The 17,553-nt window shown below is 42.0% G+C and carries 6 protein-coding genes; all 6 read right to left on the bottom strand.

Going from position 1 to position 17,553, the window contains the following annotated elements:
* Positions 1-20: 20 nt before the first annotated feature.
* Positions 21-1,181: an FIST signal transduction protein gene (locus FL972_RS18190; protein ID WP_144607415.1), complete on the bottom strand. Its 1,161-nt coding sequence runs from the start codon at positions 1,179-1,181 to the stop codon at positions 21-23.
* Positions 1,178-8,200 (bottom strand): ATP-binding protein, encoded by a 7,023-nt coding sequence (locus FL972_RS18185; RefSeq protein ID WP_144607414.1) that lies wholly within the window; start codon positions 8,198-8,200, stop codon positions 1,178-1,180. Before FL972_RS18185 ends, FL972_RS18190 begins: the two co-directional genes overlap by 4 nt.
* Positions 8,201-8,206: 6 nt before the next feature.
* Positions 8,207-14,680 (bottom strand): ATP-binding protein, encoded by a 6,474-nt coding sequence (locus FL972_RS18180; protein WP_144607413.1) that lies wholly within the window; start codon positions 14,678-14,680, stop codon positions 8,207-8,209.
* Positions 14,681-15,151: 471 nt separating this feature from the next.
* Complete coding sequence (locus FL972_RS18175; RefSeq protein WP_144607412.1) at positions 15,152-15,955, bottom strand: DUF6090 family protein; 804 nt, start codon at positions 15,953-15,955, stop codon at positions 15,152-15,154.
* Positions 15,952-16,665 carry a DUF6090 family protein gene (locus tag FL972_RS18170; RefSeq protein WP_186300151.1) on the bottom strand — a complete coding sequence of 238 codons (714 nt, stop codon included), beginning with the start codon at positions 16,663-16,665 and terminating at the stop codon, positions 15,952-15,954. Before FL972_RS18170 ends, FL972_RS18175 begins: the two co-directional genes overlap by 4 nt.
* Complete coding sequence (locus FL972_RS18165) at positions 16,662-17,420, bottom strand: DUF6090 family protein (protein ID WP_144607411.1); 759 nt, start codon at positions 17,418-17,420, stop codon at positions 16,662-16,664. Before FL972_RS18165 ends, FL972_RS18170 begins: the two co-directional genes overlap by 4 nt.
* Between the last annotated feature and the right edge of the window lie 133 nt (positions 17,421-17,553).

The raw sequence follows: 17,553 nt of genomic DNA, 5'->3' as shown, positions 1-17,553 counted from the left end.
TTCAATATTTTATGACTAAATCATTTCTCTTTTAATGCCACCCAACAGCAGGCGGTCGAATGAACATGCTGCTGTCCGTTTTTGGCCCTTCCAAATTCCCCATAGGTAAAAAATCCTGCCATAGGGCTTTTCCATACCTCTGCAAGTCCTTCGTTCTCCATGGTTACCAATGGGCCAAGTGCCGGTTCTCTGCCTGCACAAGAAAATACCAGCAAGGCATCTGAATCTTCACCTACAGTGTTTTTGACCTCCTTTGCTTCATTGATGATTTCCTCAACAATATCAAAATCAGGAGGGACCGAAAACCAAAAAGTCTCTCCCTCCATCATCTCCATGTCCATGACCAGTGCATTTTCTTCGTGATCAATATTCATGGGTGACTTGATTAATATTTCTTGACTGTTTTCCCGCTCTGTGATGAATGGATATTCGAATGAAAGCTCGTTTAAAAGATCGAATTCTTGATCTTCACCCTCTTCGCCTTTGCCCAAGTACTTTAGGTACATTTCCACTGCGGGTTTTCCGTCAATGGAATATAAAAGTTTGCCCTTGCTGTGGGTCACTTTCCTTGAAATCCCCAATTTTTTCCAGCCTGTTATGGCCATACCATTCAAAGAGACTTTATCAGCATTAAAGACCAAAGCGACAAGGCCATGATTGGTTTCCTCATTTTGGGTAAACACAGACGTTCCTGTTAATGTAAAATCATCTCCGGCCATACCACCAAAAAAGATTCTGTCCCTTCCTATAGATTCCGAGAGTTCATGAACAAGGGACATTCCGTCAAACATTTCAGAGTCAGGGGTGACGCCGGTACTACAAACGATCAGGGTCGGATTGGAAAAATTCGAAAGGGCGGAACTTGCGACTTTTTTAGCTGCAGCCTGAATACTTTGCGCTCCCATATCTTCAAACACAATAGCGTATAAATCCCGTGATAAGTCCATCAATAGGATGGCTATTTCACCCTTGCTTTGGTGACCATCAACAAACTCCCCGCAGGACGTTGCCCCAAAAACGTCAATACTCTGTGCTGCGAGGATTTCCCTGACCGCTTTTCGATCTTGCTTAATGGAGATAAAGACAATGGCCAAGGTTGGTATAAAACCATCACCTATAGCTTCTTTTAATGCTATTTGGATTTCCATAGGTGATTTTCCGTAAATAGATCTTGCTCTCATTTTTTTAGTTTGATCATGAAATTTGTCCCTTTGTTGAGAGCTGTTTCTATTTCCAGTTCCCCCCCATGGGCCTTTACAATATCATGCGTAATACTCAGCCCAAGACCAGTTCCCTCAGTTCCTTTTTTGGTAGTGAAAAAGGGCTGGAGGATTTTGTCTTTGATATCATCTGGAATACCGGGGCCATTGTCTTGAATACTGATCAATACCTGATTTTTCTGCCGCTTAGTTTTGATATCCAGGCTAGGAAGATATTCCCTGTTGTTTGAGGAATTCAGTTTATCGCGCATTGCATCAAAGGCGTTATTGGCAATATTCAAGATGACTCTTGAAAAATCCTCCATGACAAGGGTTACTTCTCCGGCATTTTCATCCAAGTCAAAATTCAGATTTACGTTGATAGGATTTTTTCCTGCCCTCATTCCATGAAATGCCAGATTGCTAAATTCTCTAACCAGCTCATTTATCCCGATGGAAGTGGCTTTTCCTGCACCGCCCCGACTGTGTTGCAGCATGGATTTGACTATACCATCCGCCCGACTTCCGTGCTCATGTACTTTGGTGAGATTGCTTTTGACATCCGTTAAGATGTCAATGATATCCTCTTTGATATCTGATGATTCTAACTTTGCTAGTTCATCAAAAACCTCTTCTATCAGCTCTTTGCTCAATTCTGAAAAGTTGTTGACGAAGTTCAATGGATTCTTGATCTCATGGGCAATGCCGGCCGTCAGCTGTCCCAGGCTCGCCAGCTTCTCCTGCTGAATCAGTTGCTCCTGGGCAGCTTTCAGCTCTTTCAAAGCCGATTCTGCCTTGGATTTTGCCAGTTTGATTGCTTCCAAATCCTTTTCTGCCTGAACTGCATTCGCCTCTGCGATTTTTAAATCTGTAAATCGGGTATAGGTCAGATCAAAAACACCAGCAAATTTTTCAAGTAGGTAGAGCGCCTCTTCATGTAATGGCTCGGGACTGGTGACTACCAACATACCTTTGGAAAAGAATCCTACAGTCTGTACCCGTCGATTGTGCTGGTATTTTTTATTGAATGGGATTTTGATCTCCTCCTTCATAAATTGAAGCCATTGATCTAGTTCTTCCCCCTGAAGGTCTATTACCAAGGATTTTTTTCCTTTTTTCCAAGCCTGATAGGCTTTGGAAAGCGTGGTTTCTTCGCTAATTCTTCCAGAAAATCTTGTGTCTAACCGATTTCCACCCTGAGCGGTGATCCAAAAGTCAATCGTTTGATTTTTCTCATTGATGATTCCGATGTTGATTCGCTCATGGGTTACTCCCAAATTTTGTAGCTGTTCAAATAGTACTGAGGCTGTTTCGGATAGTTCTTCAGATCGCTGCATTCCCATGGTTCTGGATCTAACCCGCTCCAAGGCAGCCTCTATTTGAGCCTCCCGTGCTTGGGCTTCTGCCTGCTTTAGATCGCTGAATCGGGTGTAAGCCAAAGAGAAAACGCTAGTCGCTCTTTTTAAAAGTTTCCAGCTTTCCTCAGAAATTTCTCCTGGAGAGGCTGCACCCATAAATCCGTGACTGAATTTGTAGAGATGGTAGGTTCGCTCGGGAATTTGGTCTCCATAAAACTCCTGAATGCTGAAGTGATGTGACTTTTCTGCACAATAGGATATCCATTCCGTACGGTGCTGGCCTTGCATCTTTATGGAGGTTTTGGAAGAATCTGATTGGTAAAATGAGAGCATTTCTTCTCCCACCCAGGTGTCTTCCAAGCGGATAGTCATGTAGTCGGAAATCAATTTTTTATCATCCTGGATAGCATACCAGCATTCTGTAGTTCCTTCATCTGCATGGTGGATGTAGATGGAGCTGGTCTCCAACTCTTCAACTCCCAGGAGACCCATTTCTTTTCTGAGAAGAGTTGCCACATCCACCAACTCATCCGGTTTTTGCATAGACATCGCTCTTGCTCTGACCCGCTCCATGGACGCTTCTATCTGAGCATTTCTTGCTTGCTCTTCGGCCTTTTGGAGATCAAGAAATCTGGTATAGGCCTGTTCAAAAACCTTTGCAAAACGAGGGAGTATATCGGTAGTTTCCAGATACTTGAGTGAGGAAATTAGGATATAGCCATTTTTAAAGGATGCTCCATAATCAATTTCCCAGGGCGGGGCGGCCGGCATGGGAGCATTTCTGGATTCAAGATCTTTTATAGCCACTTGAGCGGAAGGAAGATCAAAAATATCCTTGAAGTGTTGCTCAATAAAATCACCGGGAATTTCTACAGAGAACAACTCTTTTCCCGCCTTCCACTGATCGTATCGATATTGATGAATATAGTCTAAATCAATGGGAACAATAAATGGACTGAGCATACCTCCACCCGGAATACTGTGCCATTGCTCTACATGGCCTTCATGCTTATCGCAAAAGACTATCCCTGCCGCGAATAAATCTTCCCCAAAATTCCTGAGTTGGTCAAACATCTCAGTAGTCACTACCCCAAAATCTGCAGCGCTTTGCATACCCATGGAATGGGATCGGATTCGTTCCAATGCAGCTTCAATTTTAGCCTCCCTGGCCTGAGCTTCAGCTTTCTTTAAATCTAAAAAACGGGTATATGTCTGATCAAAAACCTTGGTAAATCTTTTGAAAATATCCTGCGAATCGGGCACTTTTTCATAGGTAATGAACAGAATAAACCCTTGATTGAATTTACACAAATGATTGATCTGATAGGTGGGGAGCGAAAGCCCAAGCCTTTCAATTTCGTCAAAAGTGGGCTTCAGGTCCGGGAAGGATTTCATGTATGTATAGTGCTCCTCCAAGGCTTTACCTCCAAGCTCCTGAACTAACATTGTATCGTCACCCCGAATGAATTCACCCATCTCATCGAAAGAGGCCTCACCATAAAGTCGAAGCTGAAATGGGGTTTGAAGGGTTCCCTCACTACTCATGCAGCAGGTAGCTGTTTTTTTATCCTCCGACAGAATATTGTACCCACAGCTCCATGCGGGAATACCTAATGCCTGGACTTCCAAAAAAAGCAAATTGGCTACTTCGGGTAATTCAGCACTGCTTTGCATGCCCATGGTCCTAGACCTGATTTTCTCCAAGGCTGCCTCAATTCGGGCTTCTCTGGCCTGGGCTTCTGCTTTCTGTAAATCCAGAAACCTTATGTAGGCTTGCTCGAATACTTTGCCGAACCGGATGACGATTTGATTATCACTATCAGAAAAGGGCTCATCAGTATACCGGAGGATTTGTAATCCTGAGTTTTTCATGAAAGTTAAAGTCGTCGTAAAAGCAGAACTTTCCTTCATGAATTTCTCTATTTCCGGATTGAAGGAATTGGTGTCCAACAATTGTTGGTAATACTCTTTCATGATTTTACCTGAATAGGTTTTCATAAAGAGTTCTGGTCGCTCTTTAATCACTTGATTGTATTCACGTTGGACTTGGGTGCCACTACTGTGGGTGATTCGAAGGGGCTTTTCTGAAATAGCCCCTCCTACCCAGACATCGTAGTCCGAGTCATTATCAATTACCCCGCTCATGGCCATGGCATCCAAAGGAACCCCCAAGGCCAACAATTGCTCCCGGATTTCATTTGCTACCAGTTGCATCTCCGTGGTGTTTTGCATGCCCATGGATCTGCTTCTAACCTTTTCTAAAGCGGCCTCTATTTGTGCTTCCTTTGCCTGTGCCTCTGCTTTTTGCAAATCCAAAAAGCGCTGATAGGCTCGGCCAAACTCTCTGGCAAAGCGACTGACTATACTCTTTTCCTCTTCAGTGGCTTTGCGGGAGTGGTTGAAACCCAAGTAGCCAAATTGGAAATGACCCTGAGTGGTAAATAGCCCTTTGGGAAAGTCTTTTGGATTTATTTTGTGCCCTTCTGGCAGCGCTCCCATCACCTCGGATAGTAATTCCCATAAGTAAGGGAGATCCTCTGGCGCATAATCAATGGTATTGACGGAATTGGGCTCACAGCTTTTCCATTGGGCAAAGGCCTGTTTCCAGGCATCAATGGCATGAATATCGATTAGCTGTTCTGCCACCACGCCATTGTCAGCGGTAGTCGTCAGCCTGATGCTGAAGGTTTCATTCGCTTCATCAAATAAAGTCAAATGGGTCAATACCGGATTGATTCCAAGCAGGTCGAATTGCTCAAAGAGAACACAAAGCACGTCGGTCAACTCATCGGTATGATGCATGGCCATGGCCCGGGCTCGAATTCGCTCCAGAGAAGTTTCGATTTGAGCTTCTCGGGCTTGTGCTTCTGCTTTCTGGATGTCCAAAAAGCGCTGATACACTCTTGTAAACTCTTTACAAAAGCGTGAAAGGATTTCTTTTTCCTCGCTTGTGGCAGGTCGTAGATGGTCGTAGCCCAAGTACCCAAAGGGAGTGTAGCCTGCCATGGAATAGCCTCCTTCTGGAAAATACTCTAGCTTCATTCTTTCATCCTCGGGCATTGCATCGAAGGTTTCAGAGAATATTTCAAAAACCTGTGGAAGGACTTCTTTGGAATAAAAAATGACTTCTACTGAGTCGGATTTGTCATTGATAAACTTATCATAAATCCCTTTTAACTCTTCCATACTATTTACATGAACAACCTGTTTTTGAGGTTGTCTATGCTTTGACTTACCAGAGGCTCTGTAAGTGAGTGTTCTATTTTCCCGGTCAAAAAGACTTAAGTAAACATTCATGGGATGAATTCCGAGCTGGTCAAATTGTCGGAACAAAACACTAAGTACCTCATGCAGTTCATCCGTGCTTTTCATAGCCATGGAACGGGCACGTACCCTTTCTAAGGCCAATTGAATTTCGGATTCCCTTGCCTGAGCTTCCGCCTTTTGGAGGTCTAAAAATCGAGTGTAGGCTTGCTCAAAAACCCTCGCAAAACGATTGATAATATCAATTTCATGTGGAGCTAAGGACTTCCCTTCAAAATCATTGATGTTAAACACAGCGTTTTTGACTGCTATCATGGAAATGCAATAGGCCTCACTATTGAATATCATTTGAAGAATATCCTCCGGCAAATGCTTAAATTCCTCAGTATGCTCAATCAGGTGATGATAAAAAGCATCTTTTTCTTCCTTAGAATAATGTCCTTCAAAAAAATCCAATTGCTTTTCCAGCGCATGATATAAATCTTTCGGTACAGGATTCTCAAAGTAAGGAAGACGATAATTGGTGATGACCAAACCTGCTTCATTCTGTCCACAAACAAATGCATTGAGGTCTTTTGAGTCTTCGATACTTGTAGCTATGCCAACCGCTGTGAATGGTATTTTCAGGTCTTTCAATTTTTCGAAGAGCACAGCTACTACCTCATTCAATTCATCACTTTTGTGCATGGCAAGTGATCTTGAACGGACCTTCTCCAATGCGGCTTCAATTGTGGCTTCACGTGCTTGGAATTCTGCTTTTTCAAGATCGAGAAAGCGAGTATAAGTTTGTTCGAATACCTTGGCGAAGCGTCTGGCCATATCCTGTTGTCCAGCCGTCAGCTTTGCACCGTCAACCAGCAATAAGTAACCATGTTTGAAATTGAACGTGTGGATCGCGATTCGCTCCGGAGAGATAGCAAGCAATTTTTCTTTGGTCAGAGAAAAATTGGGACTATTTTCAGCCACGTAGGTCTGATGCTCGATGGTTTCCTGCGGGTCCAGTTCAATCAAAAGGAAGGGTTCCTGCTTTTTCCAACTTTCAGAAATAGCCTCCAAGACATTTGTTCCCGATTGGGGGATGCCGGTCGGCAAAGGCCGGATACTTCCATCGCCAGGATTTACCCCGTAATTCCAGCCGATTTTTGCTTCGTCATCCATCAACACATAACCGCAGTTAAATATGTTGATACCTAGTTTTGATGCTTCCTGGAATAACAAGGCACCTATTTCCAGCAATTCATCACTTTTATGCATGGCCATCGTTCTTGACCGTACTCGTTCTAATGCAGCCTCAATCTGTGCTTCCCGGGCTTGGGCTTCTGCCTTTTGAAGGTCGAGGAAGCGGGTATAGGTTTGATTAAAGACCTTGGTGAAGCGCTTGAAAATATCAACGGCTTCAGAATTGTGTTCTTGCAAAATGAACATCAAGTGACCATTTGTGAAAAATCCACAATGGGTCACTTGGAATGTTGGTAGTGGAAATCCGGCTTCCACAAAGCTACGCATGGTTTCACCTACCACAGGTAGACCATCCATATAGCGGTAAGTTTGAGCCAGCGATTCCCCTTCGGATTCGAAAACGAGGAACTCATCACCTCTACGTTTAGCCTCACGAATTGTAGTAAAGAATATATCTTCTGTAAGTGGGATCTTAAGGGGATTGCCCAATTTCCCATTTGGCCCCGGATTGTACCCTAAAAAATAACTGTCATCACCATACCATAAGCTAAATCCGCAAGACCATAATTCAATACCAAGATTTTTTATTTGCTCAAACATCAATTCTGATGTTTCCATCAGTTCATCACTGTGCTGCATGGCCATCGTCCGTGCCCGCACACGTTCGATTGCTGCTTCAATTTCCAGTTCCCGGTTTTTTTTCAGTAAATCGGCAGTTTTTTCTTCGACTAGTTTTTCTAGCTCCTCAGTCTTTTGTTTCCAAATGTCGATCCCCCAGGTATCCTTTTCACTTGCCACTTGTTCAGGTTTTGAACCATGCCAGTGGACTACTTTCCATTGCTTATTAGAATAATTCAATACTGAAGAAAAGCGCATGAACATCTCAACTGCTTCTTCCCCGGTTTTGATGGTTGCATAAATGTTTTCTGCATACACCGCGGAATTTTCATCTTCAGAAATAAAACGATGAACCGGCTCACTCCTCCATGCAATGTCCAAACCCTGACTTTGGATTTTTTGATTGATTAGCAGATTTTTAAACTCCTCAATGCCTAGGATTTTCTCATCAATCGCTGTCCCAAAACCCATGATGTTCTTATCCACCAGTCCCTCCAAAAGTTTTGGTTCATTGGACTCTAATCCTACCTCCATAAATTCCCGATAGGTCTTTTCCAAAAGTTCTTTTTTCGCTCTTTCCATCTGGTATTAGCTTATAGGTAATGAGATAAGAAAACTTGCTCCATCGCCGGGTTTACTTTCAATTTTAATTTCTCCCCCATGAGCTTTTACTATATCATGGGTAATACTCAGGCCGAGACCTGTCCCATCTGTTCCCTTTTTAGTTGTAAAGAATGGCTGGAGGATTTTGTCCTTGATATCCTCTGGAATCCCTGGGCCATTGTCTTGGATACTGATCAGCACCTTGTTTTTCAGCCGTTTTGTTTTGATTTTCAGACTAGGTAGATATTCCCCGTTTTTGGAAGAGTTCTGCTTGTCATGCATCGCATCAAAGGCGTTGTTTGCGATGTTCAAAATAACTCTTGAAAAATCCTCCATCACGAGTGTTACCTCTCCGGCATTCTCATCCAAATCAAAATCCAGATTGACGTTGATTGGATTTTTTCCCGCCCTCATGCCATGGAAAGCCAGATTGCTAAATTCTTTTACGAATTCGTTTACTCGGATTGCGCTTGTTTTTCCAGCACTTCCCCTACTGTGCTGCAGCATGGATTTTACGATCCCATCTGCCCGGCTACCGTGCTCATGAACTTTGGTCAGATTGCTTTGGACATCTGTTAAGATGTCCATAATTTCTTGTTTGATATCCGATTCATCAAGTTTTTCCAACTCTTCAAAAACTTCCTCTATCAGTTCCTTGCTCAACTCAGAGAAGTTATTCACGAAATTCAAAGGGTTTTTAATCTCATGGGCAATACCTGCGGTCAGCTGTCCTAGGCTCGCCAGCTTTTCCTGCTGGACCAATTGCTCCTGGGCAGCTTTCAACTCTTTCAAAGCAGATTCAGCTTTGGATTTAGCGGCTTTTATAGCTATTAAATCTTTTTCTGCCTTTTTCAAGTCCTCAAAACGCTTGTATGCCAAGTCAAAAACACCTGCAAATCGGGCCAAGGTGCTTACTGCTTCCTCAGGAGGATTAGGTACATAGCCGGGCAAACTATAGCCGATTTCTCCTTGAGATGTCTTTGCCATAATAAAAGTAAGCCCTCCAATATGCCTGATGTCATCCATGGTTGGGGCATTTGGGTCTACCTTTTCAAAATCGCCTAAGGAGACCATTTTTTGAACATAGTCCATGGCGGTGTCTACATCCATTGGAAAAATCAGGGTTGGTTCATTGCCACGTTCCCAATCTGCAACCAATGGGATATCTCCATGAATATGCCGAGGTAAGGACATGACCATTCCTACTTGTGTACCATCTCCAGAGGTCATGGCTTTCTCATATTTGCTAGGAAGCCAACGCATGTACCAGAAATATTGAGCTTCGTGGCCAAGTGAAACAAATTCACTACGAATACTGACCATGATGTCTAGTAAGTCGGTGGATTCCTGCATGGATGTGACCTTGGATCGTATCCTTTCCAGCGATAGTTCGATTTGCGCTTCTTTTGCTTGCGCTTCGGCCTTTTGAAGATCCTCAAATCTCTTATAGGCCAAGTCAAAAGCTGCAGCCATTTTTTTCAGAATGGATGCAACTTCATCCTGTGGAGGCTCAAGCAAATCCAGACTCATTCTCCCATTTTTCAAGGGTACTGTGGGATGATAGGCTTGCTCCAATTGAGTTGTGTCAAAAAATATCCGGGCCTCTTCAGCTTGCTCAGGATGCCCATTGTCTTTAAGCCATTGGACAGTATGCGGGAAGTCTCTTTTTTTCTGGATAACCACAAAATAGCCTTCAGTGTGTGCCCAGATTTTTCGCATAAAAAAATCCGGGTGAGTATCGTCTAGCCTAAAACTTACATCAAGTGGAAGATGGAGATCTTCTTCTTTCAATTCCAGTGAAGTGAGATCCCAAACTCTGCATCGCCCGTTAGATTCTTTCAAGTGAATAGTGGCAGCCGCCACCTGAGGAATATTCAAACTCATAATTTCCTCTTTCAGCTTGTGAACCACTTCGAGAATTTCCCCTGATTGGTACATCGCTAAAGCTCTTGCCCGTACTCTTTCAACCGCCAGCTCAATCTGTGCTTCCCGGGCTTGCTCTTCTGCTTTTTTAAGGTCTAAGAATCGGGTATAAGCCCTTTCAAATTCAATGGAGAATCTTTTGAGGATGGACTTTTCCTCTGGGGTTAGCCTACGTCTGATATTGATACCAAAACATCCGAATCGCATGTAAGCTTCGGAATAGAAGATTCCTTCAGGAAAATATTCTGCTTTTAATTTTTCTGCCCCTTCAAGTAATTCCTGCCAAACCTCAAAAAACCCTGCTACTTCTGGCGGAGAAATAAACTCTTCCAACAAAACCTCAGGTTGTGCCCAAGCCTCAAAACATGCTTTAGTATAAGGTTCTGACTTGTCGAGTGGATAGGTAACTTGTTTGCTCAGGTAAATTGCTTTCCCATTTTCTTCTTCCGACCAACTTGCCCAAAATTGATGTTCACTATTGGGTTCGTCGGGAAGCCATACATAGGAAAACTCAGAGGGGATGTCTAATTCAAGTAATTGCTGATGAAAAATTGTTGAAATGGATTTGATCTCATCGGAATGCTTCATAAGCATACTCTGAGTTCTTGTCCGTTCCAGAGCAGCTTCAATCCGGGCTTCCCTTGCCTGAGCTTCGGCCTTTTGTAAATCAAGGAATCGGGTATAAGCTTGTTCAAACACCCTAGCAAACCGTGTGAAAACCTTTTCGTCTTCATAGGTTTCAGTCGTGATGACTAGCATATACCCATATTTAAAATAGGCGGCATGCCATTTTTGCCATGTTGGAAATTCAATACCCTGATCTAATATTCCTTGGAAAATGGGCTGGACATCAGGAACTGTGAGCATATATTTATAATGATTTCTTAGCTCCTTACCACCATTTTCAATAGATAGAAAGTCAAGGTTTTTCTTCCAGCCCTCATACATTTGCTTATGTGCTGGGTCCACATTGTTAGGGATTTTTAAATGAGGCATGATGCCATTTTCATTGGCAAACCAGAATTCATCGACCGCCGAATCTTTTTCACAGAAACCGAACCCCGTACCCCAAAGCTCTCCGCCTAAACTCTTGAGTTGTTGAAAGAGAATCATCGCCACATCTCCTATTTCATTACTATTATGCATCGCCATGGAGCGACTTCTTACTCTTTCCAGCGCTGATTCAATTTGGGCTTCTCTTGCCTGAGCTTCTGCTTTTTGAAGATCCAGGAAGCGGGTATAAGCCTGGTTGAATGCTCCTGCCATTTTCAACACAATGGTTTTTGTGTCTTCACTTGGGGGGGCGGTTAAGTCGACTCCAAGCATTCCACTGGAAATTCTCGCACAGGCTGACCATTGATGGCTTAATGCTCCAGTTTCTATAGCATTTGTAAATATTTCGGCAACAGCAGGGTCGATTTCTTCTAACTCAGGTAATGCCTTTTTTAGTTTTTCAAGGGGATAATCAGCAATGAAGTAGTCTAGGTCAGTATTTACCAGGATTTTAAAGGGAAATCCTAACATTTCATGCTTGTTGGAATCAAACTGAAACGTATAGCTGGTCTGATTTCCAATATTTCCAGGACTTGAAAAATCCCAGGCTTTCACCCATCCATTTTCTTCGACCAGATAAAAAGTAACTCCGGAAAGTCCTTGTATCTGAAGCCATTGAAGTTGGCTTAATAGTTCTTTGTTTACTTTGTCGAGATCGTCTGGATGATGCATAGCCATGGATTGGGCCCGAACCCGCTCTACTGCAACCTCGATTTCTGATTTCCTGGTTTGAGCCTCAGCTCTCTGAAGGTCTAAAAACCGAGTATAAGTTTGTTCAAAGACCTGGGCGAATCGCTTGAAAACTGAGTGAGATTCAGGCACAGGCTCATAAGTGATAAATAGAATGTAGCCATATTTGAAAAAAGCTACGTGGTCTATTTGGTACTTGGGAAAAGAAATTCCAGCTGCTTTCATCTTGAGCAACTGATCACCTACTCCGGGAAGACTGCAGAGATATTCGTAATGTGAAGGACATTCTTCCTCGCTAATTTCATTGATCAAAAGGGTTTCACCTCTTTGACCAGCTTTATAGTAATCCAAAAAGACATTTTCTCTGGGAGTTTTATATCTGGGGAAAGTAGACTGGCCATTACTTCCCCATTCAATGGACTCCTCACCATTTTCATCGTAAATGTTAAAAGCGCAAAACCAAGTTTCCACTCCTAAAGCTTGAACCTGCTTGACCAATTCTAAAGAAAGATCTGCCAGCTCATCACTTTTTTGCATGCCCATGCTACGGCTTCTCACTTTTTCAAGAGCCGTTTCGATCTGTGCTTCTCTGGCTTGTGCTTCGGCTTTTTGCAGATCCAGGAAGCGGATGTAAGCTTGCTCGAATACTTTACCGAATCGCTCAAGTATAGCCAATTCTTCCTCTGAGATTGGGTTTACACTGACTGTTTGCAGTCCACTATACTTGAAAAATGTAAAACCAGCCACATACCTTTCCAAGCTTTTATTAGCCTCCTGCACATGCTTGGGAAAGCGTTTGAATTCCGTTTCGGAATAGAGATATTCATCATAGATCTTTTTCTCTTCCCCTTCCAGCACATATACAAATCGCTTGTCCTGAGCTTTCCAGGCATTCCACATGGCCCGATGAAAATCATAATCCTCAAACTTCATGTAATAGGACTCCGCATCTTTACCGGTTTCAGGATTGGCTGCCCAAACCGTGTTGGACAGGTCATCTCCATCGATCAGGTTGATGATGCAAAAGGTCAGGGTAAAATCAAGTCCGGTAAATTCCTGCAAAAGGGCGTCCACTACCGAGGATAATTCCGAAGAATGATGCATCGCGAGGCTACGCGATCGGACCCGCTCCAATGCAGATTCTATCCGTGCTTCCCGAGCCTGCTCTTCTGCTTTTTTTAGGTCTAGAAATCGGGTATAGGATTGCTCAAATACTCTCCCAAAACGTTTCAGTATGGCATTATCCGCCTCCGAAAATGGAACACCTTCATGATTGATGATAAAAATGCTGGTATGTTCAGATACCACACAGGATCGGGTATATCCTCCTGTAGTTTCCAAGGTCTGTTTTTTCTCTTTCTTACTGAGCGAAGACCAAGGTTGGTGATTAAACAAAAAGGTAAAAAATTCAACTTTTTCTTCGAAGGTAAATTCCTCAGTGAAGAAACTGGGTCCTTTCTTAACTCTTTCAAGCAGGTTGGTATAGAAAGGCTTATCATAGCGGGGAATATGAATTTCTTCAGACGTTTCAGCCGTGCCCCCAGCTCCCCAACACTTGAGTTCTGTATCCAGCTCACTGTTGATCACGATAAATGAGCCGCCGAAAATTGAGAGATTCAAGCGAAGCAATTCTTCATGTACGGTATGAATGACAGATTGCAATTCGCTGGTTTGATGCATAGCCAAACTCTTGGAACGAACTCTCTCCAGCGCCGCTTCAATTTTAGCTTCCCGCGCTTGCTCCTCTGCCTGTTGAATATCCAGAAAGCGCCTGTACGCAAGAGTAAATACCTGATGAAAGCGCTTGAATATATGCAGTACTTCCTGGTTTAATGCTTGATAAAGCGAAAGCCCCAAACCACCTTTTCCAATAGAAAGAAAGCAATAGCTCAGTTCCTGAGATTGGTCCAAAAGTGGGTCTGAAAAATGATTTTCTTCTTTTCTATGGGCCGCAAACTCCCGAAGTTCTTTTCCCTGAATACTACCTATAAAGTGTCCATCTTTGGAGGCTAACATTTGCCGAACCATTTCATGTTCTACTGGACTTTTGAAATATTCGGTCAGTTCTACTACCGCTTTTTCATAGGCTGGAAAGTGTTGATAGCAGAGGTAATGACCCTTTTCCTCATCGATGATGGCAGTTTGAACATTCCGGATTTGCTCCACTCCAAAAGCTTTCAATTGGTCAGCTATGATTTGACAAACATCCAGCATGTCATCAGGCTTTTTCATACTCATAGCCACGGCTCGAACGCGCTCCAAAGCAGCTTCAATTTCCAGTTCCTTGGTTTTATTCTCCAGCTCTGTGGTTCTTCTTTTGACTGCCTGTCTGAGCTCAAGATTCTCCTGAGAGACCTTTTCCAAGGCCATGGTTTCCCCGTCTTCAACCTTCATGTCCGGAAGTGATCCATGTTGGTGTAGGACTTTCCAACCTAAGGGCGTCTCGTGAAGCAATGTGGAAATCCTTAATTTGGAATAAAAGGTCCATTCTGGCTCAGAAATCACGTAGATATCGCAATTCTCTATGATCAAAAACATCTCCCCAATGGCTTTGGTAATGATGTTTCTGTTTCTCATTTCTGCTTTTCCTACAATCTCCTCGATCTGATTTTTAAAAAAAGCTATACCCTCAGCCTTATTGTGGCACACCTCCGTTTCAGAGGTACCAATCATCTCAAAATCCTCATCCAGTGTGGAGGAAAAAATGGGAATATTCCCCTTGATATAGCTGTCCCAAAATTTATGGTAAACTTTCAAGGCCGAAGCTTCCCTCGAAGCATCAATATCTATCATTTTCTATGTCTAAAAAGAATTTTAAGCAGGATCCAGAGAGCTTCCTATTCACCTATATTTGTTGGAGTTTTTACTATCCAATAGTGAAAGGTGAGGGAAAAACTTTGGGGTTTTTGCCTATTTTATGTTTAGTTGAATTGCCTGTGTTTTTGGTAAAAGGCTAAGTGGCTTAGGAAAATAAAAGTTGGCTGCTTTAAAATACAAAATACAGGTTATAAACCACTAATTATGTATCTGATTTTCAATTTATTTCGACATTTAACAAGTTAAACTAGTTATGTTTTTATTAAAATCTGATTATCCGCAATCATGCCAGTTGCCATATTTTCTTTGTTTGACCGATTGGAAGACCGATGACCGAAGACCGAAGCTTCCGGATTCTGATCCATTTAGCTGACAAAAAGCCGTATTTGGTTGTTACTGGTAAGAAAGCTATACATATATTAAAAAATACAAGTCGCCGTGGGAGAGCTAGCTTTCAAGATATTGCTTTATATTTTTTTGAATGGATTGTAACTGCGTAATTCTACTTTCCAGTTTGCTTATCATATTAAAAGACCTGCCCAAATCCGCGACCACATAGGATTCAAATTCCGGTTGATTTAGAAATTTTTTAAGTTCCTCTGGGGATACTCCGGGTCTTTGGTCTTCGACAGATTCTAACAGGAGATAAAAATTTTGATTGCCCTGACTGATCAAGACTTGGTCTGAACTTTCCTTATCCAAAAAGTTATTCGGTAAACTTGCCATCAGAGGTTCAAAAGTGCTTTCAATAAATCGGAGGGTGGAGGTCAGTACATTTTCGATTTCCTGAAAACTGGAATAGTATTCTACCAATTGTTTCAGTAGTATTTTATTGGAAAAAGCAGCAATTGATCCAGCACTTTTGGCAGCTTCATAACTGGTATCAAAGCTAATCGCGGACTCGCTGTAATACAGAGGCTCGGTGTGTTTTCCAAAATCCCCAGGATTAATTGCATCATTAGGTTGTCTTATTTCTTTGAGTAACCAGGTAAGGTTTTCAATTCTGTTTTGATAAAATTTTGTTTGAGTTTCTAATTTTTGCTGATCACTTTCAAGATCAATCAAAACTGATTGATAAAAGGAAATTTCTCTTTTATGATCATTTCGTTCTTCTTTCCAGGTATTGATCTGGAGAGCGATCAAAATTCCAATTGTCACCAATACGATCTCCCCCAAAGCATAGGTTAAATACCTAGTAATCCTATTTTCCTTTAGCAGTCTTTTGCGGATTCTACGATAAAAGGAGATCATTTCAGCTGATTTTTTATGGATGTTCTCAAGCTGGAAATTTCAGCTAATGCAATTTCCATTCTACTAATTGAGCCCTCTCGATTATCCTGAAACATTTTGAAGAGAATGATATGACTAGGATTTTTAAAAAAATCCTCCAGATTTCGAGGTTCCAACCGGTCTTCATAATCAAAATCATAGAATTCACTTTTGACCACTGGAATCCAATCTGCATTGAATGAATTTTCAACATCCAAAATGGCTTGACTTAGGCGGAATAGGACTTCATCATAGTAGTTGATTAAATCGATTTGGAGATCCTTATCAGAAATCGCATCAATTCCCTTGGATTTTAAAACTTCAAAGCCACTGGACTGAGATTTGAACCTCTCAAACCGAATGACCTTGGCCATCCATACATAGAGATTCTCCTCAAAAACTCCTTTCTCCACTTGATTTAAAATGGAATCAGTGGTCGCATTGGCGATGAGAGCTTTTTGTAGCTCCGCAGCAATCACGCTAGAGTCACGACTTAGATTTTGATCAATGAGTGAAAGAATCTCTTGCTCAAAATTTCTTGATTTCCTGCTTTCATTCCAGTTATTCACTTGTAGAGCGATCAATATTCCGATGACTACTAAAAATATTTCTCCGAGCGCGTAAACCAAATAGCGAGTAATTCGATTTTCATGCAGCAGTTTTTGACGGATTTTTCGGAAAAATGAGATCATCTTTCTGGGTTTCTGGTTGACTCTGACTCTGAAATAATTTTTTCACTAATCTCTCGGAGAACATTTAAGGCATTCAAATAATTGGCTATTCCCCAAGCATGACTGTCAAGCTGGTTTTCAAACTCCAATTCCTGAAACATTTTTGGCGTAGGCGAATCGAATTTTGATTTTTCCTTCCAATTCAAAGAGCCATATTGGTCAATATTTTTTAGGGAGGCATTCTTTATCAAATAAGGCAATAGCAAGGTTTGAGCAGTTTCATCCAAGGTTTCGAAGCTTTCATTCTTTTCCATAATCTCGCTATTCCATTCAAAAATGAGCTTTCGTAAATTTTCGGATGAAATGAGGTTAAGATTTCCCGACGAGATTAAATCTTCAATTGCAGATTGAGAAGTGCTAAGGTCACGAATATCTAGACTCCTCTCGATTAGACTATCCAAATTGTGAGTTTTGAGAGTGGAATCGGGCAGCTTAAAAAGCTTCATAAGGTCCTTGGTGCAGCCTAGAATGGCTTCGTGATGTTGGATGCTGGCTTGTATTTTTTCTTTGTTGCCTTCAAACTCCGAATGCAAGCTTTGAAGAATCAATTTTTCTTTGTTGGAATCCTTTCTTAGCTCATTCCATGTATTGATCTGTAGAGCAATCAGGATACCTATGGTGACTAGTACAATTTCTCCGAGCGCATAAACCAGGTAGCGAGTGACCCTATTTTGCTGAAGCAGTTTTTGGCGGATTTTTCGAAAAAATGAAATCAATAGAGCAAAATTTTCTCGAGAAGATACTAAAAAATCCCTGATTATTAGCGTATTACTAAAGTATGTGATTTACTTCGATCAGAAATTACCACACATTGATCTTTGTTTTGACCAATTAGCTGCGAAAAATATT

The organism is Algoriphagus algorifonticola (assembly GCF_007655305.1).
Lineage (GTDB): Bacteria > Bacteroidota > Bacteroidia > Cytophagales > Cyclobacteriaceae > Algoriphagus > Algoriphagus algorifonticola.
Note: the sequence above shows the minus strand (reverse complement) of the source record. Positions and strands in the feature narration are given on the sequence as shown.